Source organism: Devosia sp. Z6_126 (genome assembly GCF_058133495.1).
In genome coordinates, this window is sequence record NZ_JBYUNO010000001.1 from 40842 (window position 1) to 64926 (window position 24085).

Sequence of the window (24085 nt, forward strand, 5' to 3'; positions counted from 1 at the left end):
CAGTTCTGGGCGGCAAGATTGGCGGTTTTGGGACCGCGCCGCAAGTGCGGCCGGTCGGCGGGTCAGTCACATTCCGCTGTAGTTAGGACCACTGCCACCTTCGGGCGGAACCCAGGTGATGTTTTGCGCGGGATCCTTGATGTCGCAGGTCTTGCAGTGCACGCAATTGGCCGGATGGATGCGAAACACCGGTTCGGCCCCTGAGCGATCCAGCTCATAAACCCCCGCCGGGCAATATAGCGGCGCCGGCTCGCCATAGCGCGGCAGGTTCACCCGCACGGGCACGCTCGGATCGGTCAATCGCAAATGATTGGGCTGGTCCTCGCCATGGGCGAGATTGGCCAGAAAAACCGAAGCGGCCCGGTCAAACACCTTTTGCCCGTCTGGGCGCGGATAGGTCTTGGGCGTCACTTCGCTCAGGGGGCGGGTGGCGGCAAAATCCGCACCCTTGTGGCGCAGCGTGCCGAGCAGCGAACGGCCCAGGATGGCGCTGCTCCACATTTCAGCGCCCGCCGCAGCAACGCCCATAGCGGTGCCAAGGCGCGACCACAGGGGTTTGACATTGCGCACGGCGCGCAACTCGTCCTCGATCCCGGTGGCCATGATGCGGCCGGCAAAATCCTCGATTGCGTCGTGCTGGCGCCCCGCTGCAATGGCGGCGCCCACCGCTTCGGCCGCCCCCATCCCCGACAGAATCGCATTGTGGATGGCCTTGAGGCGCGGCGCGTTCATAAACCCTGCCGCGCAACCAATCAGCCCGCCACCGGGAAAGACCAGCGTCGGCACCGATTGCCAGCCGCCTGTCGCCAGCGCGCGCGCCCCATAGCTGAGGCGCGTCGCCCCTTCGAGCAGCGCTGCGATCTTGGGATGGGTCTTGAACCGCCCGAACTCGTCAAAGGGCGACAGCGTCGGGTTGGCGTAATCAAGATGCACCACCAGCCCGAGGTAAAGCTTGCGGTCCGCCGCATGATAAGCAAAGCCGCCACCCGAAGTGCTGTTGTCGAGCGGAAAGCCCAGAAAGTGATCCACCCGCCCCGGCTCGTGCCGGTCGGCGGCAATTTCCCAGACTTCCTTGATCCCGAGCCCATATTTCTGTGGATCGTTCGCGAGGGAAAAATCCCCGATCACCGCCTTGGCGAGCGAGCCGCGTGCCCCCTCCGCCAGCAGGGTATATTTGGCTTCAAGCGCAATGCCTTCGGCAAAGCCCGGCTTGGGATGGCCCGCATGATCGCGCCCCAGATCGCCGGTGATGATGCCCCGCACCGGCCCATCGGGGCTGCGCAGCACATCGACAGCTGCGGTCATGGGGAAAATATCGACGCCCAGCGCCTGCGCCTGTTCGCCCAGCCAGCGCACGAGATCCCCAAGGCTGACGATCACTCCTCCTGGCGTCTGCGTTTGCGGCGGCATCAGCCAATGGGGAAAGCTCACCCCGCCGTTGGCGGTGAGGAAATGGTAGGTGTCGCGCGTGACCGCCGGGCCCACCGGCGGGCCCATTTGGCGCCAATCGGGCAAAAGGGCATCGAGGCCCCTGGGGTCCATCACCGCGCCCGAAATGATGTGGCCGCCGATCTCGGCGGATTTTTCCACCACGGTGACGCCCAGATCGGGATGGAGTTGCTTGAGGCGAATAGCCGCTGCCAGCCCCGCAGGACCAGCGCCAACGATCACGACATCGGTGGAAAGGCTTTCGCGCTCGCCCGCTTCTGCCATGAAATCTCCGTCGCCTCTTTCCACGCGCGGCTGGCCGCGGCAAACGCGGTGTGCCATAACAGAGAACATGGCCGAGATGCGACCGCTAAATCACGCCGAGATGGTCTCGGTGCTCGAATGGTATCGGGCTGCCGGTGTGGACCTGGCCCTTGGCGAAGAGCCGGTGGACCGCTTCAACCAGCGCCCGCCTGCCCGTGTTGCCCCCAGCCCCGCCGTCCCCAATCCCGCCGCCTCGCCCGCGCCGAGCGCACCCATGCCTGCACTCGGGGGCGATCCGGCCGAAGCGCGCAGCCTTGCGGCCAAGGCGCAGAACCTGGTTGAACTCGAAGAGATCCTGCGCGCCTATGATGGCTGCGGGCTCAAGCTCCGTGCCACCCAGCTGGTGTTTGCCGATGGCAATCCCCAAGCTCAGATCATGGTGATCGGGGAAGCCCCCGGCGCCGAAGAGGACCGGCAGGGGCGCCCCTTTGTGGGTCGCGCCGGCCAGTTGCTTGACAAGATGCTCGGCGCCATCGGGCTCGATCGCACCAAGGTTTATATCGCCAATACCGTGCCATGGCGTCCGCCCGGCAATCGGGTGCCCACGCCCGAGGAGCTGGCCCTATGCCTGCCCTTCCTGCAACGGCAGGTGGAGCTGGTGGCGCCCCGTCTTGTGCTCACCGTCGGCGGCCCGGCCATGCAGACGGTGTTCTCCACCAGTACGGGCATCATCAAGATGCGCGGCAAATGGAGCCCGGTGAGCATCGGCAACCATCAAACCGAGGCCATCGCCACGCTCCATCCCGCCTATTTGCTGCGCAATCCTGCGGCAAAGCAGCAGGCCTGGCGCGACCTGCTCAGCCTCAAGGCCAAAATGGACCAATTGGGCATCGGCTGACATTGGAGCTTGGGCTGGGGGATTTTGCCCCCTTAATGTCACCGTTGCGTGATCCAACCACACTCAGTCGAATCAACTCCGTTCCCCCGAAAGCGTCATGGCCTCCGTTGTAAAGATTTACGCCCTCTTCCTTGGCTCTGCCCTGCTGATGTTCGGGGGTGGCCTGCAGGGTCTCTTGCTCTCGGTTCGCGGCGCAGAAGAAGGCTTCTCGCTGCTCTCGCTCGGCCTGATCGGCACTGGCTGGTCGGTAGGCTTTGTTTCGGGCTCGCTCGTCGTGCCGCTGATTGTGCGCAATGTCGGCCATATCCGCGCGTTTTCCGTGATGGCGGCGATTGGCACGGTCACGATCCTCCTTAACCTGCTGATGGTCAACGACATCAGTTGGATTGTCTTGCGCGCGCTATCGGGCTTCTGCTTTGCCGGCGCCGCGATGATCGTTGAAAGCTGGCTCAATGAGGTGACCGATAACCGCAGCCGCGGCACGACCTTTTCGATCTATGTCACGGTCAATATGTGCTCGTCGGTGCTCGGCCAGTTCGCCATGTCCATGACCGGCACCGCCGGCTATGTGCCCTTCGTGCTGGGCGCGATCAGCTTTATTTGCGCAGTGCTGCCGACCGCCCTCACCTCGACGCCCCAGCCGCGCCCCCTATCCTCGGCGCGGCTTGATCTGCGCCTCCTTTACCGCACCTCTCCCATTGCCGCGATTGCCGCATTCTGCTGCGGCATGGCCAATGGCACTTTTGGCACCCTGGCGCCTGTCTACGGCTATGCCCAGGGGCTCGATGCGGGCGGCATCGCTTTTCTTTTTGCCCTTGCCGCCATTCTGGGGGCCTCCGCGCAAATTCCCTTTGGCCGTCTTTCTGACCGGATCGATCGCCGCCTGGTGATGATCGGGCTGTCCACCTTTGCTGCCCTCGTGGCCCTGACCCTGGTGCTGCTCAACCCCGCCGCCGGTTGGCCGATGTATGTGCTGTTCGCCGCTTATGGCTTTGCCGCCAATCCGCTTTATGCGGTGGCGGTGGCCCATGCCAATGATTTCGCCAAGGAAGGCGAGTTCGCCAAGATCGCTGGCGGCATGCTGCTGACCCTGGGTGTTGGCCTCGCCATCGGCCCCGCCGTCGCTTCCATGATCATGGGTGCATTCCAGCCGGTTGGGCTTTTTGTCGTCACGGGTATCTTCCACGCCATCCTGGCCGTCGCGGCCATTCTGCGCATGCGCATCCGCAACGCGCCCGATGCAGCTACGCGCACCCCGTTCCAGCCCATGGCCTCGGACGAGCAGGTGACGCCAGAAACGGTGGCGCTTGATCCTCGGGCCGATTTCGAGGAAACCGAACTCGACGAACAGCAGGCTGCAGCGGAGCAAAGCGATGTTTATCACGGCAAGATTTGACGACCGCGAGTTCCGGCCCCTGTCCATCGCCGTGCTCGCCGTATCGGACACCCGCACGCTCGAGACCGACACCTCCGGCGCCCTGCTTGTTTCCATGCTGGAAGCCGATGGTCATCGTTCCGCTGGCCGCAGCGTCGTGTCTGACGATGTGCAGGCGATCCGGGCGGCAGTTCAGGCCTGGGTTGCGGACCCGCAAGTGGACGTGGTGCTGACCACGGGCGGCACTGGCTTTTCCGGCCGCGACGTCACGCCTGAAGCCATCGAGCCGCTGTTCAACAAGCGCATGGACGGCTTTTCGGTGCTGTTCCACCAATACTCGGCCACCAAGATCGGCACGTCCTCAATTCAGTCGCGCGCCACGGCTGGGCTGATCGGGGAAACCTTTGTGTTCTCCCTGCCCGGCTCGCGCGGCGCCTGCCGGGACGCCTGGGAGGGCATTTTGCGCGACCAGCTCGATTATCGGCACAAACCCTGCAATTTCGTGGAAGTGATGCCACGCCTCGCCGAGCGCTGAAACGCAAAACGGCGGCCCCGAAGGCCGCCGTTCTGAAGTTCCACCAGCCTTGAGAAGCTTAGTGCCCGTGCACCATGCCCGGCGTGCCGCCCTTGGGCTTGCGCACAAAGAATGCGGCCACGATCGCGAACAGCGAGATAATCGCCCCCACGAAGAACGCCGAGCGGATGCCGCCCGCCGCTGCCGCCAATGGCTCGGCACCACCGGCCAGCAGATTGGCCGACTGCAGGGTCATCAGCGCCACAAACAACGCCGTGCCGGCTGCCCCGGCCACCTGCTGCACCGTGCCGATCACGGCGCTGCCATGCGAATACAGCTTGGGCTGGAGCGAACCGAGGCTCGCCGAAAACAGGGGCGTGAACATCAGCGACAAACCGACGCTGAAGGCCAGATGGGCGGCCAGCAGCCAGCCAAAGGGCGTGCTTTCCGTAACCATGGTCAGGCTCCACAAGACGAGGCTCACAATGGTCGCGCCGGGCACGAGCAGCACGGTGGGGCCATGTTTGTCATAGAGCCGACCTACCACTGGCGCGCAGAGCCCCATAACGAGGCCGCCCGGCAGCAGCATCAAGCCGGTCTGCAGCGTCGACAGCCCCAGCACGTTCTGCAGATAGATCGGCAGCAGGATCAACATACCGAACATCGCCATCATCATCACCGCCATCAGCACCACCGAGATGCTGAAGGTCGGCGTTTGCAGGGTGCGCAGATCAAGCAGGGCACGGTCGCGCTTCTGTAGGGAAAGCTGGCGCAGCACGAAGAGCCCGATCACCACGACGCCAAGCACCAGCGGCGCCCAGGCCGGCACGGGACCGGGATGGCTCGCAGCTTCCCCCAGCCCGCTCAGCCCATAAACCAGGCTGCCAAAACCCACCACCGACATACCGACCGAAATCACATCGATCGGCACGGATTTGGGCGTCGAAACATTGCGGATGCGCGCAAATCCCAGCGCGAGGCTCCCCAGCGCAATCGGCAAAACGAGGATAAACATCCAGCGCCAATCCAACTGCGACAGGATCAGGCCCGAAATGGTCGGGCCGATCGCTGGCGCCACCGAGATCACGGTCGAGATATTGCCCATGGTCTTGCCCCGCGTTGCGGGCGGAACCAGGTTCATCACCGTGGTCATCAGCAGCGGCATCATGATCGCCGTGCCGATGGCCTGCACCACCCGACCCGCAATCAGCAGTTCAATGCCAGGCGCGGTGGCGCAGATCAGGGTGCCGAGCGAAAACGTGCTCATGGCAGCAACAAACACCGGCCGCGTATGAAAGCGCTGCAGCAAGAAGCCGGTGATGGGAATCACCACCGCCATGGTCAGCAGAAACGCCGTGGTCAGCCACTGGCCGGCGCTTGCGGTGATCCCCAGATCGGTCATCAGGTGCGGCAGCGCCACGCCCATGATGGTTTCGTTCAGGATCACCACAAAGGCCGAAACCAGCAGCAGGTTGATTACCAGCCGATTGCGCGCGCCCAGGCCCGGCTCGGCTGCGGCGGCGGATGGGGGCACAGCATCTAAAACAGAAGCATCGCTGGACATGGTGTGCCTTTCGCAGAATTGAATTTGTTCGGTCCCGGGCAGCTGGAACACAGCCGTGACGATCGGGCCAACCCGATTTCGACATCGCCTAAGCGAGTGGGGTTCAGCGCCCTTGGCCGGGTCGGGTGGTTTAGTGGGTGCAAGCGCGCCCGTCCACCCGCCAGAACGCAGGGCAGTCTTGCATCCGGCGTTCCCCACGCCCATTTGATGGGTCTAGGCAGCTCAGCCGTTCACCCTTGTTCTTGTTTTGTTCTCGTGCGTGCGCTATGTGAATCCCACGCTGCGAGCCGTCGCGATTCGACCGGCAAGCGCAAGGAGATCGCCTCATGGCCCTTTATCAAGCGCCGTCCTTTGAAGCCCTGGAAAAGCTCAGCCGCAGCCGCGACGCCGATCTGGCGCGGCGCGAACTGGTCGATCCCAGCCGCAATCGCGGCCGGGGCGCGCAATCCAATCGCAGCGGCCGCTTCGAGCGCCAGGCCCGGGAAAGCTTTGATGACGGCTGGAACAGCGTCGAAACACTGCCCCAGTTCGAAACCATCGAGCATATCGAGCGCGCCAAGACCATCATCACCAGCAATGACAGCCCCGATATCGGCTTTGATCGCTCGATCAATGCTTATCGCGGCTGCGAGCATGGCTGTTCCTATTGCTTTGCCCGCCCCAGCCACGCGTTCCTCGGCCATTCCGCCGGCATCGAGTTCGAGCGCGACATCTATGTCAAGACCAATGCGGTGGAAGCGCTGCGCGCGGAACTCGGCGCCAAGAACTATCGCGTCAAGCCGGTGGCAATGGGCACCAATACGGACCCTTATCAGCCCGCCGAGCGCAAGCATAAGCTGACGCGCGGCATCCTCGAAGTGATGCTGGAAACGCGCCACCCCGTTACCATCACCACCAAGTCGGCGCTCCTGATCCGCGACCTCGACCTTCTGACTGAGTTGGCCAAGCTCCGGCTCGTCAAGGTCGGCATTTCCATGACCTCGATGGACCACAAGCTCAGCCGCAAGATGGAGCCGCGCGCCTCCTCCCCTGCCCGGCGGCTGGAAGCCATTCGCCTCTTGTCGGAAGCGGGCATTCTGGTTTCGGTGCTGGCTTCGCCAATGATCCCGGCGATCAATGACATGGAGCTCGAGCGCATTCTGGATGCCGCCGCGGCGCAAGGCGCCAAGGGTGCGGCTATGATCCTTCTCCGCCTGCCTGGCGAAGTGCGCGACATCTTCCGCGAATGGCTGCTGCGCCATTTCCCCGACCGCGTCCGTCATGTCCTGTCGCTGGTGCGCGATACCCGTGGTGGCAAGGATTATGACTCGCGCTGGGGCACCCGCATGACCGGCGTAGGCCCGTATGCGACCCTCCTGGCCCAGCGCTTTGAAAAAGCGCGCGAGCGCTATGGGCTCGACGCCAAGCTTCCGGGCCTGCGCAGCGACCTTTTCGTCGCCCCCAAGCTCGAAGACCGGCAGATGAGCCTCTTCTGATTTGTGATCCCGGCGCGACCTGGCGCCGGGTTGACGGCACCGGCCCTCGCCGCAATGCTGCGGCATGCTGATCGAATCACCCATCCAGCTTGAGCCCGATTACTCCCACGAGCTTGCCGCGCAGGCCCGTGGGGCGCGCGTGGTCGCGGGCGTCGATGAAGCTGGCCGCGGCCCTCTTGCGGGCCCCGTGGTCGTTGCCGCGGTGATCCTTGATCCCACCTGCATTCCACTTGGCCTCAACGATTCCAAAAAGCTGACCGAAGAGGTGCGCGAGGCGCTGTTCGCCCAGATCGTGGGCACCGCCCGGGTTTCGGTGGTGATCGCGCCCCCCTCCATCATTGCCACCCGCAATATTCGCGGCGCGACGCTCTGGGCCATGACCCAGGCCGTACACGGCCTTTGCGTTACGCCGGACCGTGTCCTTGTGGATGGGCGCGATGTGCCGATGGGGCTGCCCTGCGAAGGCCTGGCGCTGGTGGGCGGCGACGGTCGCAGCGTTTCGATTGCTGCCGCTTCCATCGTTGCGAAAGTCACGCGCGACCGGATGTGCCGGATCATGGATTGCGATGCACCCCATTTCGGCTTTTCCAGCCACAAGGGCTATTCGACGCCCCAGCATATGCGCGCCCTCAAGGACCATGGTCCCTGCCGCCATCACCGCGCCGATTTTGCCCCTGTTGCTGAAGCGCGCGAGCGGCTGGCGCTGGCGGCTGTCCCGGTCCTGCTCGCCTCTTAACTCCACGCTAACCCATTGCACACGCTCCCTTAACCCTGAGGCGCTACAACAGGAGCGTTAGTGTTGCGTTAGGGTTAAGTGTATGTTGCGTACCGCGCGTCGGGCCGAACCGGCCTTTGCGGAGGAGCCAAGGCGTCTCCCCATCGACACCATTCTTGTGGGCGATTGTATCGACCATATGAACAGCCTGCCCGCTGGCTCGGTGGACCTGGTGTTTGCCGATCCACCCTATAATCTGCAGCTGGAATCGGGCCTGACCCGTCCCGATCAAAGCCGCGTCGATGCGGTGGACGATGATTGGGACAAGTTCGACAGCTTTGCCCATTACGACCGTTTCACCCGCGCCTGGCTGGCGGCGGCGCGCCGCGTGCTCAAGCCCGATGGCGCCCTGTGGGTCATCGGCTCCTACCACAACATTTTCCGCGTTGGCGCGGCACTCCAGGATCTCGACTTCTGGATGCTCAACGACGTGATCTGGCGCAAGGCCAATCCGATGCCCAATTTCCGGGGTACAAGGTTCACCAATGCCCATGAAACGCTGATCTGGGCGGCCAAGAACCAGAAAAGCCGCGTCACCTTCAATTATGAAGCGCTCAAGCTCGCCAATGACGACACGCAGATGCGCTCCGATTGGCTGTTTCCGCTGTGCACCGGCAATGAGCGCCTCAAGGGCGAGGACGACGGCAAGGTGCATCCCACACAAAAGCCCGAAGCCCTCCTGTTCCGCATTCTCAATGCCACCACCAAGCCCGGCGACATCGTGCTTGACCCATTCTTCGGCACTGGCACGACGGGGGCTGTCGCGCGCAAGCTCGGGCGCCATTTCATCGGCATCGAGCGCGAGCAGATCTATGTGGATGCCGCGCGCAACCGCATCGCGACCATCCGGCCGGGTGTCTTTGAAGCCCTGCAATCGGTCACGCCCAAGCGCAAGGAAACCCGCATTCCCTTTGGCTCGCTGGTCGAGCAGGGAATGATTGAACCGGGCACGCAACTTTTCGACTTAACCAAACGTTACTTCGCCATGGTTCGTGCAGACGGCTCGCTCGTCTCGGGTTCCCATCAGGGCTCCATCCACAAAGTGGGTGCGCTGGTGCAGGGCGCCGAGGCATGCAACGGGTGGACTTTCTGGCATTACGAACAAGGGGGCCATATCGCTCCCATCGACGACCTTCGGGCGGATATCCGCGCGAAACTTGATTTGCTTTCTGCCTGATCCTGACCTCCAATCATTCAGGCTCTACTTCAAGGCCGCTGGTTCCAAACCGGCGGCCTTTTTCTTTGCCCGGGGTTCTCGGAGGGGCCTTTCCCAGTTGTGCTCACCGGAGCGCTCATGGCTGATGCTGGGATAAACCCTGCATAGACCCCTTCCTGGGGATCGCCATAGAGAACAACACACGCAAGGCGACGGTCCGTGCCCTTGATGCAGCTTCGTTCACGCCGTCGTCCGCTGACATGTGTCAGGCGAAGGACCCGGCATCTTTCGGCCACGGCGCTGGCAGCCAGTCACGCAGACTTTATCAATCCAACGACTGCGAGGCCCCGTCATGAAGACGCTGCGCCGCCTCAACCTCCGGCAGCCTGGTTTCTGCCCAATCGATCATCATGCGCAATGCGGTCAGCAGTTCACGGCCAAGGGGCGTAATCGCATAGGTGACCGTTACCGGCGTAGTAGGTTCAACCTCGCGGGTGATGAGCCCGTCCCGTCTAAGCGATTGAAGGGTTTGGCTTAGCATCTTCTGCGAAATGCCGCCGATTTGCCGCCTCAGTTCGTTGAACCGGGCTTCTGAATCTCCCAGCACAAGCAGGATCAGGACGCTCCATTTGTCACCGATGCGGTCGAGCAGCTTTCGTGTCGAACAGTCACTGGCAAAGACGGTTCCGCGTGCCGTTCGGGTTTCCCCGGCGTAACCTGATGTGGTGAAAGTGCCGTCTTGCATGTGTCGTTTCTACCTATAACTAAGTTTCCAATGGTTACTACCACAGGAGACGACAAATGAAAATCGCAGTACTCGGAGCAAGCGGACGCGCCGGTTCGGAAATCACCAAGGAGCTTGCACGCCGGGGGCACGCGGTGCTCGCAGTCGACCAGAACCCGGATGCCGTGCCCCGTGCTCCGGAAGTAACCGCAGTCAGTGCTGACGCATTCGATCCTGCAGCGCTTTCTAAGGTCATCGCTGGAAGTGACGCCGTCATCAGCGCCTTGCGCTTCGACGTGCCTGCCGCAACTCTATTGTCTGCCGTCAAGCAGGCCGGAATAGGCAGGGTACTGTTCACCGGGGGCGCAGGCAGTCTGGAAGTTGCACCAGGTGTACGGCTTATCGATGCGCCCGACTTTCCCGATGAAGCGAAACCCTTTGTGCAGGGTGGCATCACCTTCCTTGAAGACCTTCGTGCCGAGAAAGATGTCGACTGGATCTTCTTCTCTCCGGCCGCTGACTTTTTTGCTGGCCCGCGTCTAGATCACTACCGCCTGGGCGATGACAAGCTGGTTGTTGATGAGGCTGGTGTCAGCAAAATCAGCTTTGCGGATTATGCAATCGCCATGGTCGACGAACTTGAACAACATCGGCATAGTCGCGTGCGGTTCACTGCCGCCTACTGATTTCGCTGTAGCAATTGCCGCGGGCCGCCTGCTGCTCACTGGTAATCGTGCCACCCATGCTCCCACAATGGAGCGGAACCTGCAGGTCAGCTAGGTCACCGGCTGAGCAACCGGAAACGGGAGGACGACGGGATGCAGCTTTATGGAGTGCGCGGCTGGGGTTCGGGCATTGCGGAGGCGATGCTTACGCTCGCCGGCATGCAGTATGAACTTATCGATGTCATCGGGTTCGATCAGCCCGGTGCGTCGCGCGATGCGCTTACCGCAGCCAATCCCTTGGCGCAGATACCCACCCTGGTCCTCGCAACCGGGCAGGTCATCACCGAAAGCGCAGCTATCGCGCTTATGGTGATTGATCAGGCACCGCAGCCGGCACCGCCCCAAGACACGCCGGAGCGCCTTCGCTTTTATCGCCTGCTGATCTGGCTGGTCGCCAATGTCTACCCGACATTCACCTATGGCGATTACCCCGAACGCTGGGCACCTTCCGCCCCGTCCGAGTTGCGCGCCTCCAGTGATGCTCAACGTCAGCACCTGTATCAGTGGCTGGAAGGCGAAGTTGTCGGCCCCTTTGTCATGGGCGAGAACGTCTCGGTTCTCGATGCTTATCTAGCGGCCATGGTCTCGTGGAGACCGGGACAGGACTGGTTCAAGGCGAATTGCCCGAAGATCGCAGCGGCTGCCGAGCGCACCCGGAACCTCGATCTGCTTGCACCGATCATGAAAGCCAATGGATGGCTGTGAAGTGCAGGGCTCCGGCCTAGGCGAACTATCCATGGCCGCCGCTTAAGCCCCCTCCATCGCCGCCGCGAGCACTTTGCGGAACAGCGTTGGCAGCGCTTCCCCGTGCAGATCAGCCGGTGAACTCCACCAGCCGCTGTCAAGCCCGTCGGACTCCACTGTTGCCGACCACACTTCCAGTTCCAGCCGGAAATGGGTGAACACATGCACTACCTGGCCATGGTGGCGCCAGTCGCCGGGGGCGGGGTAGCTGGGTTCGGCCAACGCCTCGCCCCAAGGGGAGCCCGGCACTTCGCTCATTTTGGCCAGCAGCCCCTTGTCGGGCCGGGTTTGCAGATACACATCCCCCGCCCCGTCCCGCATCACAAAAGCATGCCCCCGCCGCACCGGCCGCTCCGGTTTTTCTGCCTTGACCGGAAAGCTCAGCGGATGGGCGGTGCGCAGCGCGGCGCACCCCTCCTGCAGCGGGCACAGCATGCAGAGCACCGCGCGCGGCGCACAAATAGTGGCGCCCAGATCCATCATCGCTTGGGCAAAATCCCCGGCCCGTGCCGGCACCGCTGTGCCAAGCGCCGCCCGCAATTCCTCCTTGGCCTCGCGCACCGGCACCGGCAGCGCGTAGAACCGCGCCAGCACCCGGTCGAGATTGCCATCGAGCACCGGCACCCGCTCATCCCAGCAGATCGCGGCGATCGCGGCGCTGGTATAGGCGCCGATGCCGGGCAGTTGCTGCAGGGCCGCGGCGCTGGGGGGAAAGACGCCCCCATGCTCGCGCACCACCGCCTGGGCGCAGGCATGCAGGTTGCGCGCCCGCGCATAATACCCGAGGCCCGCCCATTCCTTGAGCACGCTGTCGAGCGGCGCGTCGGCCATGTCGAAGACGGTGGGCCACAGGCTCGTGAACCGCAGGAAAAAGCTCTTCACCGCCGCCACGGTGGTTTGCTGCAGCATCACTTCGCTCAGCCAAACCCGATAAGGGTCCGGCCGCACCCCACGCGCCCGCTCGGCCGGGCTGACGCGCCAGGGCAGGTCGCGCGCATTGCGGTCATACCAGGACAGAACCGCGGCGGCATCGACGGGGCGGGAATGGGAAAGCTGCATGCCTTCCGTTTGCCCTGCCGCGGCGCCTGCGACAAGGCCGCCTTGGTCACATCGGCGCCAGCAATCGCCGGAAGGTGGCCTTGCCGCTGCCTTGTCGGGAAGCTAGTTTGCCGGCATGGTCAAGCCCCCTACCGAACCCAAGCGCCGCAACCGCGCCGTCAGCGTTGCCGATGCGATCTCGGGGGCGCTCGATCCCGTGCTCAAGAAACGCGGCTTTGCCAGCCGCGATATTCTCGAGCATTGGCGCGCCATGGCGCCCGCCCCCTACAACACCGTGGCGATCCCCGACAAGCTCAGCTGGCCGCGCGGCGAGCGCAGTGCCGACGGGGCCACGCTGTACCTGCGCTGCCAGCCCGGCCATGCGCTGATGCTGGCCCATGAAGCCCCCGCCATTGCTGCGGCGGTTAATCGTTATTTCGGCTATGTGCTGGTGGGCCAGGTCAGGCTGTCGGCCGAGCCCTTCAGCTCCGGTTCAGCTGGAAAGGCGCCTCCTCCCCCTCCGCCAGACCCGGTTGTCGAGGCGCGCATTGGCGCCGCGGTGGCGGGGGTTGAAGATGAAGGCGTGCGTGAAGCATTGCGGATGCTGGGCCTGCAACTGGCCGTGCAAGCGGAGCCGAAACGCAAATAGTGTGTTCACCCCCAGTTGATAGCTATGCCCACTTGCCGACACGTCCCGCCCGTATAGTGTCGCCCAAACAAAAACAGGAGCGTTCGCCGTGAAGTTAAACCGCCGTGACACCATTGTTCTCGCCGCCGCTGCCACCGCGCTCAGCGTATGTGGCATTTCGAGCGCCGGCGCGGCGGAAGGCGAAATGGTCGATACCGCCAAGCTGCTCGCTCCGGCCGGCGGCATCGCTGATAAGGTGCTAGGCAATCCCGACGCACCAGTTACCGTAATCGAATATGCCTCGCCCACCTGCCCGCACTGCGCTACCTTCCACAACACGGTTTATGGCCCGTTCAAGGAAGCCTATATCGACACGGGCAAGGTGCGCTTCATCCTGCGTCCATTTGTGCGCAACGTGCTCGACGCCGCCATTTTCATGCTCGCCGAAGCCTCGGGTGATGAGAATTACCACAATGTCATCGGCACCTATTTCCGTACCCAGCAGGACTGGGGCACTTCGGAAACCCCGCGCGACGCGATCCTCGAAATCGCCACCCAGCTCGGCTTTACCCAGGAAAGCTTTGATGCTGCCTTGACGAATCAAGCCCTGTTCACCGGGATGGAAGCCATTCGTGAGCAGGCGCTCAACGAGTTTGGACTCGAAGGCACACCAACCTTTTATGTTAACGGCAAGACGCTCACCGGCGACAAAACGCTTGAACAGCTGGCCGCTGAAGTCGACGCGCTGGTGCCCGCCGGTTTCACGCCAAGCAACGGCGCAGCTCCTGCCCAGCCCGCTGCAGCACCTGCGGCTCAGCCCGCTCCTGCGGCAGCTCCTGCTGCTACGCCGGCAGCACCGGCCGCAACCCCCGTTGCTCCTCCAGCGGCTCCGACCGCGGCACCTGCGGCTCCAGCTGCCACGCCCGTGGCGCCTGCCGCTCCCGCCGCGCCCTGATTGCTTGCCCACGGCTTCCCTTTCCCTAGGTGGGATCGGGAAGCCTGGGCGCAGTCTACTGCCAAGCTTCCTCAATGACCGCGGCCGGCGCGTCCTGGTGTGCCTGCCATGAAGTTCTCCCAACTTCGCCTGCATGGCTTTAAAAGCTTTGCCGAGGAAACGGTGCTTGCCATGGAGCCGGGGCTCACCGGCATTGTCGGCCCCAATGGCTGCGGCAAATCCAATCTCGTGGAAGCCATGCGCTGGGCCATGGGCGAAAGCTCCTATCGGGCCATGCGCGCTTCGGGCATGGATGATGTGATCTTTTCGGGCTCGGGGAGCCGGCCCGGCCGCAATTCGGCGGAAGTGACGCTGGTGCTCGACAACTCCGATCGCACCGCCCCTGCCGCCCTCAACACCGCCGACGAGCTCCAGGTCAGCCGCCGAATCGAGCGCGAGGCCGGCTCGGTTTATCGCGTTAATGGCCGCGAAGTGCGCGCGCGCGACGTGCAGCTGCTCTTTGCCGATGCCTCCACGGGCGCGCATTCCCCCGCCATGGTGCGCCAGGGCCAGATTGGCGAGCTGATCTCGGCCAAGCCCACCGCCCGGCGCGCCCTGCTCGAGGAAGCCGCTGGCATTTCGGGGCTCCATTCGCGCCGTCACGAGGCCGAGCTGCGCCTGCGCGCCGCCGAGCAGAACCTTGAGCGGGTCGATGACATCACCGCCCAGGTGGAAACTCAGCTCGACGTGCTCAAGCGCCAGTCGCGTCTTGCCATCCGCTATCGCGGCCTTTCCGGCGATATCCGCCGCGCCGAAGCCACGCTGTTCCATCTGCGCTGGGTCGCAGCGGTGTTTGCCGAAAAGGAATCGGAAGCCAACCAGGCGGTGCTGATCCGCCGCTTGGGTGACGCGACCAGCAAGGAACGGCAGGCCCAGGAATTGCGCGACGAGGCGGAAGCCGCACTCGAGCCCCTGCGCGAGCACGATTCGGTCGCCGCGGCCGTCTTGCAGCGCTACACCATCCTGGCCGAGCAACTGGCCGAGCAGGAACAGCGCAGCCACGAACGACGCTCCGAACTGGAACGGCGTCTGGAACAACTCGCCGCCGACCGCACGCGCGAAGAACAACAGCTGCGCGACAGCGAGACAGCGCTCGAGGCGAGCCAGGCTGAAACCGAGCGCCTCGAAAGCGAAGCCGAAGCCGCTGCTGAGGCCTTGGCCGAAGCCCAAGATGCTGCCGAGGCTGTTCGCGCCGAGGTCATCGAAGCGGAAGCACAAGCGCGTGTGGCCGAGCAGGCCCTGGCCGAAGAACAAGCCCGCCGCGCCGCCGCCCAGCGCTATCTAGAAGACGCTGCTCGTCGGGTCGCCAAGCTGCAGGCACAAGCCGCCGATTTGGCCCGCGACGCCGCCGCACTCCATGCGCGTGGAGAGGCCGACCAGACCCTGCTTGAGCAACGCAATGCCCTGCGGGCCGCACAGCAGGCCCTCGGGCAAGCTGAACGGACGACCCTTGCCGCCGAACAGGCCACCCTTGCCGCCCAGGCCCGGATCGACGTCGCCCGGCCGCGCCTTCAGGCCATTGAAGCAGCGCTGATTGCGCTCGATGCGGAAGCCTCGACCCTCCTCAAAATGCTCGATCTCACCGATCGCATGTGGCGCGCCGTGGTCGACGACCTGCAGGTCGAGCCCGGCTTTGAAACCGCCCTTGGCGCCGCGCTCGGCGATGATCTGGAAGCCTCCACCGATCCCGAAGCGCCCCTCCATTGGGGTGAGGCGCTCGATGGCTCCGATGATCCTGCCCTTCCCCAGGGCGCCGAGCCGCTCTCGCGCTATGTCGCGGGCAGCCCCGCGCTCAAGCGCCGGCTCGACCAGATCGGGGTGGTCCATGCCGCCGATGGCGCCGATCTGCAGCAGGCGCTGCGGCCAGGCCAGCGCCTCGTCACCCTTGATGGGGCCCTGTGGCGCTGGGACGGCTTTGTCGCCGCCGCCGATGCCCCGAGCCCCGCGGCGCAGCGCCTCGCGCAGCGCAATCGCCTGGCCGAACTCGATGCCGACATCACCCGCACCAAGGGCGAGCGCAACAGCTGGAAGCGCGAGGTGGAAACCCTCAATGCCGCGCTCGATCTGGCGCGCACCAATGAGCGCGATGGCCGCGAAGGCTGGCGCCGAGCCCAGCGCGCGGTCACCCAGGCGCAGGATGGCGTCAACGCTGCCGAACGGGCCCTGGCGGATCTGGCCGCCCAGCGCAGCGCGCTCGAAGCAGCGCGCAACCAGCTCGCCACCGCTATCATCGAGGCCGAGCGCAGTCGCGAGGACGCGGACGACGCGCTGGCCGAACTGGACGAAGACACCGACAGGGCGGCGCTGGCGCAAAGCCGGCAGCGCCGTCTGCGCGAGCTGCGCGACAGCGCCGAAACCGCCCGCAACCGCCTCGTCAGCCTCGAAGCCGATGCCCGCCTGCGCGACAGCCGGCTCGCCCAGTTGCAAGGGGAAGCCGCCAACTGGGCGCGCCGGCGCGATGCGGCGCTGGCCCAACTGCAAACCCTCGAGGGGCGCCGCGCCGAAGCGCAGGCGCAGCTCGACGGCAGCGACGAAACCCCGGATGGCTTTGCCGAACAGCGCAGCAAGCTTGAACGCCAGATTGAGGACGCCCGCCGCGATCACGAGGCGGCCCGGCACGAGGTTGAACTCGCCCAAACCCGCTGGCGCGAAGCCGATGCGGCCCACAAGAGCGCCGCCGCCGCCCTGGCCGAGGTGCGCATCGAGCTCACCCGCGTCGAGGAGCGCCTCAATGGCCACATGGCGAGCCTGCGCGCCGTCGAGCGGCAGGTGCAGGAAACCCTCGGCATCCCCGCCAGCCGCACCCTTGAAGCTTCGGGCATCAAGCCGCACCAGGCCCTACCCGCCGAAGCCGATACCGAAAGTAAGCTCGAACGCCTGCGCGCCGAGCGCGACCGGCTGGGCGGGGTCAATCTTTCGGCGGAAGCCGAAGCGGTCGAAACCCAGGCTCGGCTCGACGCCATGGTCAAGGATCGCAATGACCTGATCGAGGCCATCGCCAAGCTGCGCACCGGCATTGGCGTGCTCAATCGCGAGGGCCGCGCCCGGCTCACCGAAGCCTTTGAGCGCGTCAACGGCTACTTCCGCGAGCTATTCACCACCCTGTTTGGCGGTGGCACCGCCGAGTTGCAATTTGTGGAAAGCGACGATCCGCTCCAGGCTGGCCTTGAGATCATCGCCTGCCCGCCCGGCAAGAAGCCCGCGACCATGACGCTGCTATCAGGCGGCGAGCAGGCGCTGACCGCGCTGTCGCTGATCTTTGCGGTGTTCTTGTCCAACCCCGCGCCCATCTGCGTGCTCGACGAAGTGGACGCCCCGCTCGACGACGCCAATGTGGAGCGCTTCTGCAACCTGCTCGATTCCATGCGCGAACGCACCGAAACGCGGTTCTTGTGTATCACGCACAACCCAATCACCATGAGCCGCATGGATCGCCTGTTCGGCGTCACCATGGCCGAGCGCGGCGTCAGCCAGCTCGTCTCGGTCGACCTGCGCACCGCCGAAAGCTTCCTCGAAGCCGTCTAGCGCTCGCCGTGAACCCGTGCGAGGCCCCAGGGGTTGTCCCTGCGGCGAAGTGCATGAGATAGTGCGAGATGGATAAGTTGAGGCGGGTTGAGGTCAGTGCGGACGATGTCTGGGGCCAGTTCGACTGGGCCCAGCGTCCAGTCTGCTCATGCGGGGAATTGGCCCAGGCCGTGGAAGACCAACTGATCTTTGTGAGCACTGCGCTCGTGGGCGAAGGCGAGCAGGCGAGCAATCTCTTTTATCTCCTCCCCGTCGGCGGCGACGGGTTCTTCGCGCTCAACGAAGGGGTCTCCATTGCCTGCTGCCCCTGGTGCGGTGATCCAATCCGGGGCCGGCGCGGGCCCGCCTAGGACGCCTTGAGCGCCACCGCCACGGCGCGGCACTGCTCCAGATCGCCAGCGATCAGCTCGTCCACCGCCGGCGTTCCCGCCTTGATGTTCTCGACTACGCGATCGGTATAAGCGGCGAGGATCGGCTCGATTTCCCCGGCCACCTGCGCCACCGCCGCCGTAATGCTCGGGATCTGCGCTTGCTGGCTCGCCACCTGAAGGAACAAAGCACCATCTTCGGGCGCATAGATCGTCGGATCATCCGTGGCGCCCTGCCCCTGCTGCTGCAAGGCATAATGCAGCCGATAAACAGCTATGCAGCGCTTGAGGGCGGGCGAGAGATCATCCAGCCCGGATTGCTCCGCCGCCTCCGATGGGTAAGGCGGCAAACTCTGCGGATTGATCATGCCGACAAGCGGCGCCAGTTCCGCCGCCCTGCTCACCAGCACGAGGCTTGCGATCAACGTCACGGCTAGTGCAACAGGACCAAGGCTTTGCATCGGTGATCTCCCCAAGCTCGCCGCACCCTAGCGCCCGCGTAGCGTGCTGGCAAAACCCGTTGCCTGTAGCGCTGGCTCCATCACCGCTCTGCGATGGCCGGGACCAACACAAGGAGTCGATTGACGGCTCCGAGAATCTCCAGCATGTTGCCGCCACTGCGGGAGAGACTGGGTTTCTCCAGCGCCGAAGGAGCAACCGCCCCGGAAACTCTCAGGCAAAAGGACCGCAGTTTACGCGATAACTCTGGAAAGCGGACCGCACGCTGCGGTCCCACCGAAGGAGCAACCGGCGCTCAGCCGGGAAATCTCTCAGGTGTCGAGGACAGAGGGGGCACGCCATTCGCCGCAGGGCGGATGCAGTCGTGTCGCCTTGTTCATTTTCCGGGATGCGTTTATGGCCCAACTCGCCGCCGAAGCTCTCAAGACCACGCCGCTTTATGAGCGCCACCTCGCTGCCGGTGGGCGCATGGTGCCCTTTGGCGGCTATAATCTCCCCGTCCAGTACCCGCTCGGCATCATGGCCGAACACAAATGGACGCGCGACCATGCCGGCCTCTTCGATGTCAGCCATATGGGCCCGAGCTTTTTGCGGCTTAACCATCCCAGTGGCGATGCCGAGGCGGATCATGCCGCCATTGCGGCGATCATCGAGCCCCTGATCTGCGGCGACATCCTCGGCCTCAAGCCGGGCCAGATTCGCTACACCCTGCTGCTCAACGAGCAAGGCGGCGCGCTCGATGACCTGATGGTCGCCCGCTCGTCCCAGGCGGGCGGCGAACTCTATATCGTCGTCAATGCCGGCACCAAGGACGCCGATTTCGCCCGCATCGAAGCGGCCGCCGGTGATCGCGCGACCCTCGTGCGCGCCGATGCCGATCATGCGCTGCTGGCGCTGCAGGGGCCCGAAGCCGTTGCCGTACTCGGCGCGCTCGTCCCGGGCGCCGCGGAGCTGGGCTTCATGACCTTTGCCGCCTTCCCTTGGGCACACGGGCAGCTCCTTGTCGCGCGCTCCGGCTATACCGGCGAAGATGGCTTTGAAATCCTCGTACCCGCCGCTGACGCGCCCGCCCTGTGGGACCAGTTGGTGGCCGACGAGCGCGTCAATCCGATTGGCCTTGGCGCCCGCGACAGCCTGCGCCTCGAAGCGGGGCTCCCGCTTTACGGGCATGACCTCAACCCCACCATTTCCCCCATTGAAGCGGGGCTCGGCTTTGCCGTCAGCAAGCGACGCCGCGAAGCGGCTGATTTCCCCGGCGCCGCGCGCATCCTCGCTGAACGCGAGGGGCAGTTGAGCCGCATGCGTGTGGGGCTCCTCGTTGAAGGGGCCCCGGCACGCGAAGGGGCCGAAATCCTTGACGCCGCCGGCGCCCCCATCGGGGTTGTCACCAGCGGCGGATTTGCGCCATCGCTGGGCAAGGCCATCGCCCTTGGCTTTGTGCCGCCCGCCCATGCCGAACCCGGCACGAGGCTCCTTGTTGCCGTGCGCGGCCGCAACCAGCCCGCCGAGGTCGTCCCGACCCCCTTCGTTCCCCACCGCTATTTCCGCAAAGCCATAGCCAGCTGAGAGGCCTTCTCCCATGACCACCAAATTCACTCCCGAGCATGAATATATCCGCGTTGAAGGCACCACCGGCATCGTCGGCATCACGCCTTATGCGCAGGATCAGCTGGGCGATATCGTCTTTGTCGAGCTGCCCGAAGTCGGCAAGCAGCTGACCAAGGGCGCCGAAGCCGCCGTCGTGGAATCGGTTAAGGCCGCGTCCGAGATCTATGCTCCGGTGTCGGGCACCGTCACCGAGGTCAATCCGGCCCTTTCCGGCCAGCCCGGCCTCATCAACAGCGATCCTGAAGCCGAAGGCTGGTTGTTCAAAATCGCTATCGCCAATGCCGCCGAGCTCGACACCCTGCTCGACGCCGACGGCTATGCCGAACTGACGCTCTAGGCGGACTCCCTCATGCGCTACCTTCCCCATTCGGCGGCCGAACGGTCCGCCATGCTCAATGTAATCGGCGCCACGAGCGTCGAGGCGCTGTTCAGCGCCGTGCCCGCAGGTGCCCTAAAATCCTTTGATCTCGACCTGCCCGCGCACAGCCCCGAATATCTGGTCGAGGCGCATATGCGCCGGCTTGCCGGCATGAACCATGCCGCGGGGGATGGCCCGTTCTTTCTCGGCGCCGGCGCTTATCGCCATCATGTGCCCGCCACGGTCGATCACCTGATCCAGCGCTCGGAATGGCTCACCGCCTATACGCCCTATCAGCCCGAAATCTCGCAGGGCACCCTGCAGATGTTGTTCGAGTTCCAGACCCAGGTCGCCAAGCTCACCGGCATGGATGTGGCCAATGCCTCGCTTTACGATGGCTCCACCGCCACGGCTGAAGCCGTGCTGATGGCCCGCCGCCTCACCCGCCGGCGCAAGATCGTGCTGTCGGGGGGCCTCCATCCCCAATATCGCGACGTGGTCCGCTCCTATCTCAAGGACGATCCCGATCTCCTTTGCCTGTCCCCCTCCCCCGAGGGCCAGGGCGACCTGCTCGACCATATCGATGGGCAAACCGCCGCCATCGTCGTGCAGACCCCCGACTTCTACGGTCATCTGCGTGATCTGCAGGCGGCCGCCGATGCCGCCCATGCCCAGGGCGCGCTGCTGATCGTCGTCATCACGGAAATCGTGTCACTGGGGCTCATCGAAGCGCCCGGCGCCCTGGGTGCTGATATCGTCGTTGGCGAAGGCCAGTCGATCGGCAATGCCCTCAACTATGGCGGCCCCTATCTTGGGCTCATGGCGACCAAGAAGGAATTCATTCGCCAGATGCCGGGTCGTCTTTGCGGCGAAACCGTTGACGCCGACGGGAATCGCGGCTTCGTGCTGACGCTGTCCACCCGCGAGCAGCACATCCGCCGCGAGAAAGCCACGTCCAACATCTGCACCAATTCCGGACTTTGCGCCCTGGCCTTCTCCATCCATATGGCGCTCCTGGGCGAGGCGGGCTTTGTGCGCCTGGCCCGCCTCAACCATGCCAATGCGATGCGGCTGGCCGATGCACTGGCCGGGATTGCAGGCATAGAGGTGCTCAATGCGACCTTCTTTAATGAGATGACCATCCGGGTCACCCAGCCGGCTGCTGGCCTTGTCGAGCGGCTCGCCGATCGGGGAATCCTGGCTGGGGTGCCCGCGAGCCGCCTACTGCCGGGTGATCCCGAGGTGGAGAATCTCATCATTGTGGCCGCGACCGAACTCACCACCGAGTCCGATATCGCCGCCATCACCGCGGCTCTGACGGAGGAACTGGCATGAGCATGAACAATCAGGGTCGGCCCTCCGGTATCGGCACCGGCGGCAGCACCAGCGCCTCTGGCTCGGCACTCATCCCCGATGAACCGCTGCTGTTCGAGATCGGCGATACCGAGCATTCAGGGGTCGATCTGCCCGAGGTGGAGCTTGCCAGTGATCGCTTGGGCGGTTTTGGCCGCAAGGCCAAGCTTGACCTTGCCGGGCTCACCGAGCCCGAAGCCATGCGCCACTATGTGCGCCTCTCGCGCATGAACCACTCCATCGACAGCGGCATGTATCCCTTGGGCTCGTGCACCATGAAGCACAATCCGCGCCTCAACGAGAAGATGGCGCGGCTGCCCGGTTTTGCCGACATCCACCCGCTCCAGCCGGTTTCCACCGTCCAGGGCGCGCTCGAGCTGATGAACCAGCTCAGCCATTGGCTGATGACCCTCACCAATACCGCCGCTGTGGCCCTCTCCCCCAAGGCTGGCGCGCACGGTGAGCTCTTGGGCATGATGGCGATCAAGGCCGCTCAGGAAGCTGCCGGTCAGGCGCACCGCACTGTCGTGCTTGTGCCCGAAAGCGCCCATGGCACCAATCCGGCCACCGCCGCCTTCCTCGGCTATTCGGTCAAGGCCGTGCCCGCTCGCGCCGATGGCACGGTGGATGTGGAGGCCGTCAAGGCGGCATTGTCGCCCGAAGTCGCGGCCATCATGCTGACCAATCCCAACACCTGCGGCCTCTTTGAGCCCGAAGTGATCGAGATCGCCCAGGCCGTGCACGATGCCGGGGCGTTCTTTTACTGCGATGGCGCCAATTTCAACGCCATCATGGGGGTGGTCCGCCCAGGCGATCTTGGTATCGATGCCATGCACATCAATTTGCACAAGACCTTCTCGACACCCCATGGCGGCGGCGGGCCCGGTGCCGGTCCGGTGGTGTTGTCGGAGGCGCTGGCGCCCTTTGCGCCGGTCCCCTTCGTGCGCAACAGCGGTGATGGGCTGGAACTGGTGGAACATGTGCAGGACCAGGCCCTTGGCCGCGTCACGGCTTTTCACGGCCAGATGGGCATGTATGTCCGCGCCCTCACCTATATGCTCAGCCACGGCGCCGATGGCCTCGCCCAAGCCGCCGAAGATGCGGTGCTCAACGCCAACTACATCAAGGCGCGCCTGCAGCATCTGTTCTCGGTGCCGTTCCCCGATCATCCCACCATGCACGAGGCGCTGTTTGACGACAGCTTCCTCAAGGATACCGGGGTTTCGACTCTCGATTTCGCCAAGGCGCTGATCGACGAGGGTTTCCACCCCATGACCATGTATTTCCCGCTGGTCGTGCACGGCGCCATGCTGATCGAGCCCACCGAAAGCGAAAGCAAGCAGACGCTCGACCAGTTCTGCGATGTGATGGTGGAACTGGCGACCGAAGCCAAGGCCGGCAATAGCGAGCGCTTCACCGCCGCCCCCACCAAGGCCCCTCGGCGTCGGCTCGACGAAACCCGCGCCGCCCGCAGTCCCATCCTGCGCTGGGAGCCCACCGAGCTGGCGCAAGCGGCGGAATAAGCCGCTGCTGGCTTCGGCGGCGTGAATGCAGCCCCCGGCACCAGCCGGGGGCTTTTTTGTGGGCGTGCGGGACAGACCCTGAGTCGACACCCTCCCCCTTGTGGGGCTTCGCGCCGTCCGCACCGCGGCCGATCGCTCCAGTGGAGCGATGGGAGGCAAGAAGGCCATGAGGGCTATGCCCGAATGGCTGAAAGGGTGGCGGTTCTGCGTGGGTGCAGCACCGGCCCGTCGCTAGACCGCCATTTGATGAACCGCCTTTTCAGTCGACACCCTCCCCCTTGTGGGGAGGGATCAAGGGTGGGGGTTCAGGCCTATCCAAGAACTCGATGCCGGGACTCTTAGACCGACTTATCCCGGCCTGACAATCGAGCCTGCGGCACCGTCTTCAAACGCGCTTTGTGGGGCAACTCGCAAGTTGATGATGGCCGCCCCCGTGGTTCGAGGCTACGCTTCGCTGCGCACCTCACCATGAGGGCTCCGGAAAGCTCCCTGCTCTTTCCAACCTTAACTCCCACTCACCAGCCCCTCCCAGCCCTCACCCTGAGGTGCCGCGCAGCGGCCTCGAAGGGCGAGGGCGCCAGCACCAGCC

The 24085-nt window shown here is 64.5% G+C and carries 21 protein-coding genes and 1 riboswitch; of the genes, 16 read left to right on the forward strand and 5 right to left on the reverse strand.

Annotated elements, in window-relative coordinates; all coding sequences use genetic code 11:
* Window positions 1-66: 66 nt before the first annotated feature.
* A complete protein-coding gene (locus tag AC3YOG_RS00235) occupies window positions 67-1713 on the reverse strand; it encodes an electron transfer flavoprotein-ubiquinone oxidoreductase (RefSeq protein WP_489933634.1) in 1647 nt (548 codons plus the stop codon).
* A gap of 67 nt (window positions 1714-1780) precedes the next feature.
* On the opposite strand from AC3YOG_RS00235, the gene AC3YOG_RS00240 reads away from it, so the two are divergent.
* From AC3YOG_RS00240 to moaB, 3 genes are all read left to right on the forward strand, one after another.
* Entirely contained in the window at window positions 1781-2590 is an 810-nt protein-coding gene (locus AC3YOG_RS00240) for a uracil-DNA glycosylase (protein ID WP_489933635.1), read from the forward strand.
* 97 nt (window positions 2591-2687) lie between these two features.
* A complete protein-coding gene (locus tag AC3YOG_RS00245) occupies window positions 2688-3986 on the forward strand; it encodes an MFS transporter (protein WP_489933636.1) in 1299 nt (432 codons plus the stop codon).
* On the forward strand, window positions 3964-4500 hold the full coding sequence (gene moaB / locus AC3YOG_RS00250) for a molybdenum cofactor biosynthesis protein B (RefSeq protein ID WP_489933637.1): 537 nt from the start codon (window positions 3964-3966) through the stop codon (window positions 4498-4500). Before AC3YOG_RS00245 ends, moaB begins: the two co-directional genes overlap by 23 nt.
* A 58-nt stretch (window positions 4501-4558) precedes the next feature.
* Here the strand turns inward: moaB and AC3YOG_RS00255 are convergent, their stop codons facing one another.
* A complete protein-coding gene (locus tag AC3YOG_RS00255) occupies window positions 4559-6043 on the reverse strand; it encodes an MDR family MFS transporter (RefSeq protein ID WP_489933638.1) in 1485 nt (494 codons plus the stop codon).
* 326 nt (window positions 6044-6369) lie between these two features.
* On the opposite strand from AC3YOG_RS00255, the gene AC3YOG_RS00260 reads away from it, so the two are divergent.
* From AC3YOG_RS00260 to AC3YOG_RS00270, 3 genes are all read left to right on the forward strand, one after another.
* On the forward strand, window positions 6370-7518 hold the full coding sequence (locus AC3YOG_RS00260) for a PA0069 family radical SAM protein (RefSeq protein WP_489933639.1): 1149 nt from the start codon (window positions 6370-6372) through the stop codon (window positions 7516-7518).
* Window positions 7519-7582: 64 nt separating this feature from the next.
* Window positions 7583-8254 (forward strand): ribonuclease HII, encoded by a 672-nt coding sequence (gene rnhB / locus AC3YOG_RS00265; protein ID WP_172122603.1) that lies wholly within the window; start codon window positions 7583-7585, stop codon window positions 8252-8254.
* Between the two features lie 82 nt (window positions 8255-8336).
* The gene (locus AC3YOG_RS00270) at window positions 8337-9470 is read left to right on the forward strand and encodes a site-specific DNA-methyltransferase (RefSeq protein ID WP_172122602.1); all 1134 of its coding nucleotides are present in this window, start codon (window positions 8337-8339) and stop codon (window positions 9468-9470) included.
* A 304-nt stretch (window positions 9471-9774) separates the two neighbouring features.
* Here AC3YOG_RS00270 and AC3YOG_RS00275 read toward each other — a convergent pair whose 3' ends face one another.
* The gene (locus AC3YOG_RS00275) at window positions 9775-10194 is read right to left on the reverse strand and encodes a winged helix-turn-helix transcriptional regulator (RefSeq protein WP_489933640.1); all 420 of its coding nucleotides are present in this window, start codon (window positions 10192-10194) and stop codon (window positions 9775-9777) included.
* 56 nt (window positions 10195-10250) lie between these two features.
* Here AC3YOG_RS00275 and AC3YOG_RS00280 point away from each other — a divergent pair, with 56 nt between their 5' ends.
* Window positions 10251-10859, forward strand: coding sequence for an NAD(P)-dependent oxidoreductase (locus AC3YOG_RS00280; RefSeq protein ID WP_489933641.1), 609 nt, complete (start codon window positions 10251-10253; stop codon window positions 10857-10859).
* A gap of 132 nt (window positions 10860-10991) precedes the next feature.
* Window positions 10992-11603: a glutathione S-transferase family protein gene (locus AC3YOG_RS00285; protein ID WP_489933642.1), complete on the forward strand. Its 612-nt coding sequence runs from the start codon at window positions 10992-10994 to the stop codon at window positions 11601-11603.
* Between the two features lie 42 nt (window positions 11604-11645).
* Here the strand turns inward: AC3YOG_RS00285 and AC3YOG_RS00290 are convergent, their stop codons facing one another.
* Window positions 11646-12701, reverse strand: a complete 1056-nt coding sequence (locus tag AC3YOG_RS00290) for an A/G-specific adenine glycosylase (RefSeq protein WP_489933643.1) — start codon at window positions 12699-12701, stop codon at window positions 11646-11648.
* Window positions 12702-12816: 115 nt separating this feature from the next.
* On the opposite strand from AC3YOG_RS00290, the gene AC3YOG_RS00295 reads away from it, so the two are divergent.
* The 4 genes from AC3YOG_RS00295 (at window position 12817) to AC3YOG_RS00310 (ending at window position 18177) form a co-directional block, all read left to right on the forward strand.
* The gene (locus AC3YOG_RS00295; RefSeq protein ID WP_489933644.1) at window positions 12817-13329 is read left to right on the forward strand and encodes a DUF721 domain-containing protein; all 513 of its coding nucleotides are present in this window, start codon (window positions 12817-12819) and stop codon (window positions 13327-13329) included.
* Window positions 13330-13417: 88 nt separating this feature from the next.
* Complete coding sequence (locus AC3YOG_RS00300) at window positions 13418-14263, forward strand: DsbA family protein (protein WP_489933645.1); 846 nt, start codon at window positions 13418-13420, stop codon at window positions 14261-14263.
* A gap of 108 nt (window positions 14264-14371) precedes the next feature.
* Window positions 14372-17827 carry an AAA family ATPase gene (locus AC3YOG_RS00305; RefSeq protein WP_489933646.1) on the forward strand — a complete coding sequence of 1152 codons (3456 nt, stop codon included), beginning with the start codon at window positions 14372-14374 and terminating at the stop codon, window positions 17825-17827.
* A gap of 68 nt (window positions 17828-17895) precedes the next feature.
* Complete coding sequence (locus AC3YOG_RS00310; protein ID WP_489933647.1) at window positions 17896-18177, forward strand: hypothetical protein; 282 nt, start codon at window positions 17896-17898, stop codon at window positions 18175-18177.
* Here AC3YOG_RS00310 and AC3YOG_RS00315 read toward each other — a convergent pair.
* Complete coding sequence (locus AC3YOG_RS00315) at window positions 18174-18656, reverse strand: hypothetical protein (RefSeq protein WP_489933648.1); 483 nt, start codon at window positions 18654-18656, stop codon at window positions 18174-18176. The two genes, AC3YOG_RS00310 and AC3YOG_RS00315, sit on opposite strands and share 4 nt — an antisense overlap.
* Before the next feature lie 149 nt (window positions 18657-18805).
* A riboswitch (glycine riboswitch) is annotated at window positions 18806-18893 on the forward strand.
* A 157-nt stretch (window positions 18894-19050) separates the two neighbouring features.
* On the opposite strand from AC3YOG_RS00315, the gene gcvT reads away from it, so the two are divergent.
* Genes gcvT through gcvPB form a run of 4 tightly spaced genes read left to right on the forward strand, consistent with a single transcriptional unit; the run spans window position 19051 to window position 23496 of the window.
* A complete protein-coding gene (gene gcvT / locus AC3YOG_RS00320; protein WP_489933649.1) occupies window positions 19051-20220 on the forward strand; it encodes a glycine cleavage system aminomethyltransferase GcvT in 1170 nt (389 codons plus the stop codon).
* A gap of 13 nt (window positions 20221-20233) precedes the next feature.
* Window positions 20234-20599 carry a glycine cleavage system protein GcvH gene (gene gcvH, locus AC3YOG_RS00325; protein ID WP_489933650.1) on the forward strand — a complete coding sequence of 122 codons (366 nt, stop codon included), beginning with the start codon at window positions 20234-20236 and terminating at the stop codon, window positions 20597-20599.
* Between the two features lie 12 nt (window positions 20600-20611).
* Window positions 20612-21955: an aminomethyl-transferring glycine dehydrogenase subunit GcvPA gene (gcvPA, locus tag AC3YOG_RS00330; protein WP_489933651.1), complete on the forward strand. Its 1344-nt coding sequence runs from the start codon at window positions 20612-20614 to the stop codon at window positions 21953-21955.
* The gene (gcvPB, locus tag AC3YOG_RS00335; RefSeq protein WP_489933652.1) at window positions 21952-23496 is read left to right on the forward strand and encodes an aminomethyl-transferring glycine dehydrogenase subunit GcvPB; all 1545 of its coding nucleotides are present in this window, start codon (window positions 21952-21954) and stop codon (window positions 23494-23496) included. Before gcvPA ends, gcvPB begins: the two co-directional genes overlap by 4 nt.
* The last annotated feature ends 589 nt before the right edge of the window (window positions 23497-24085 follow it).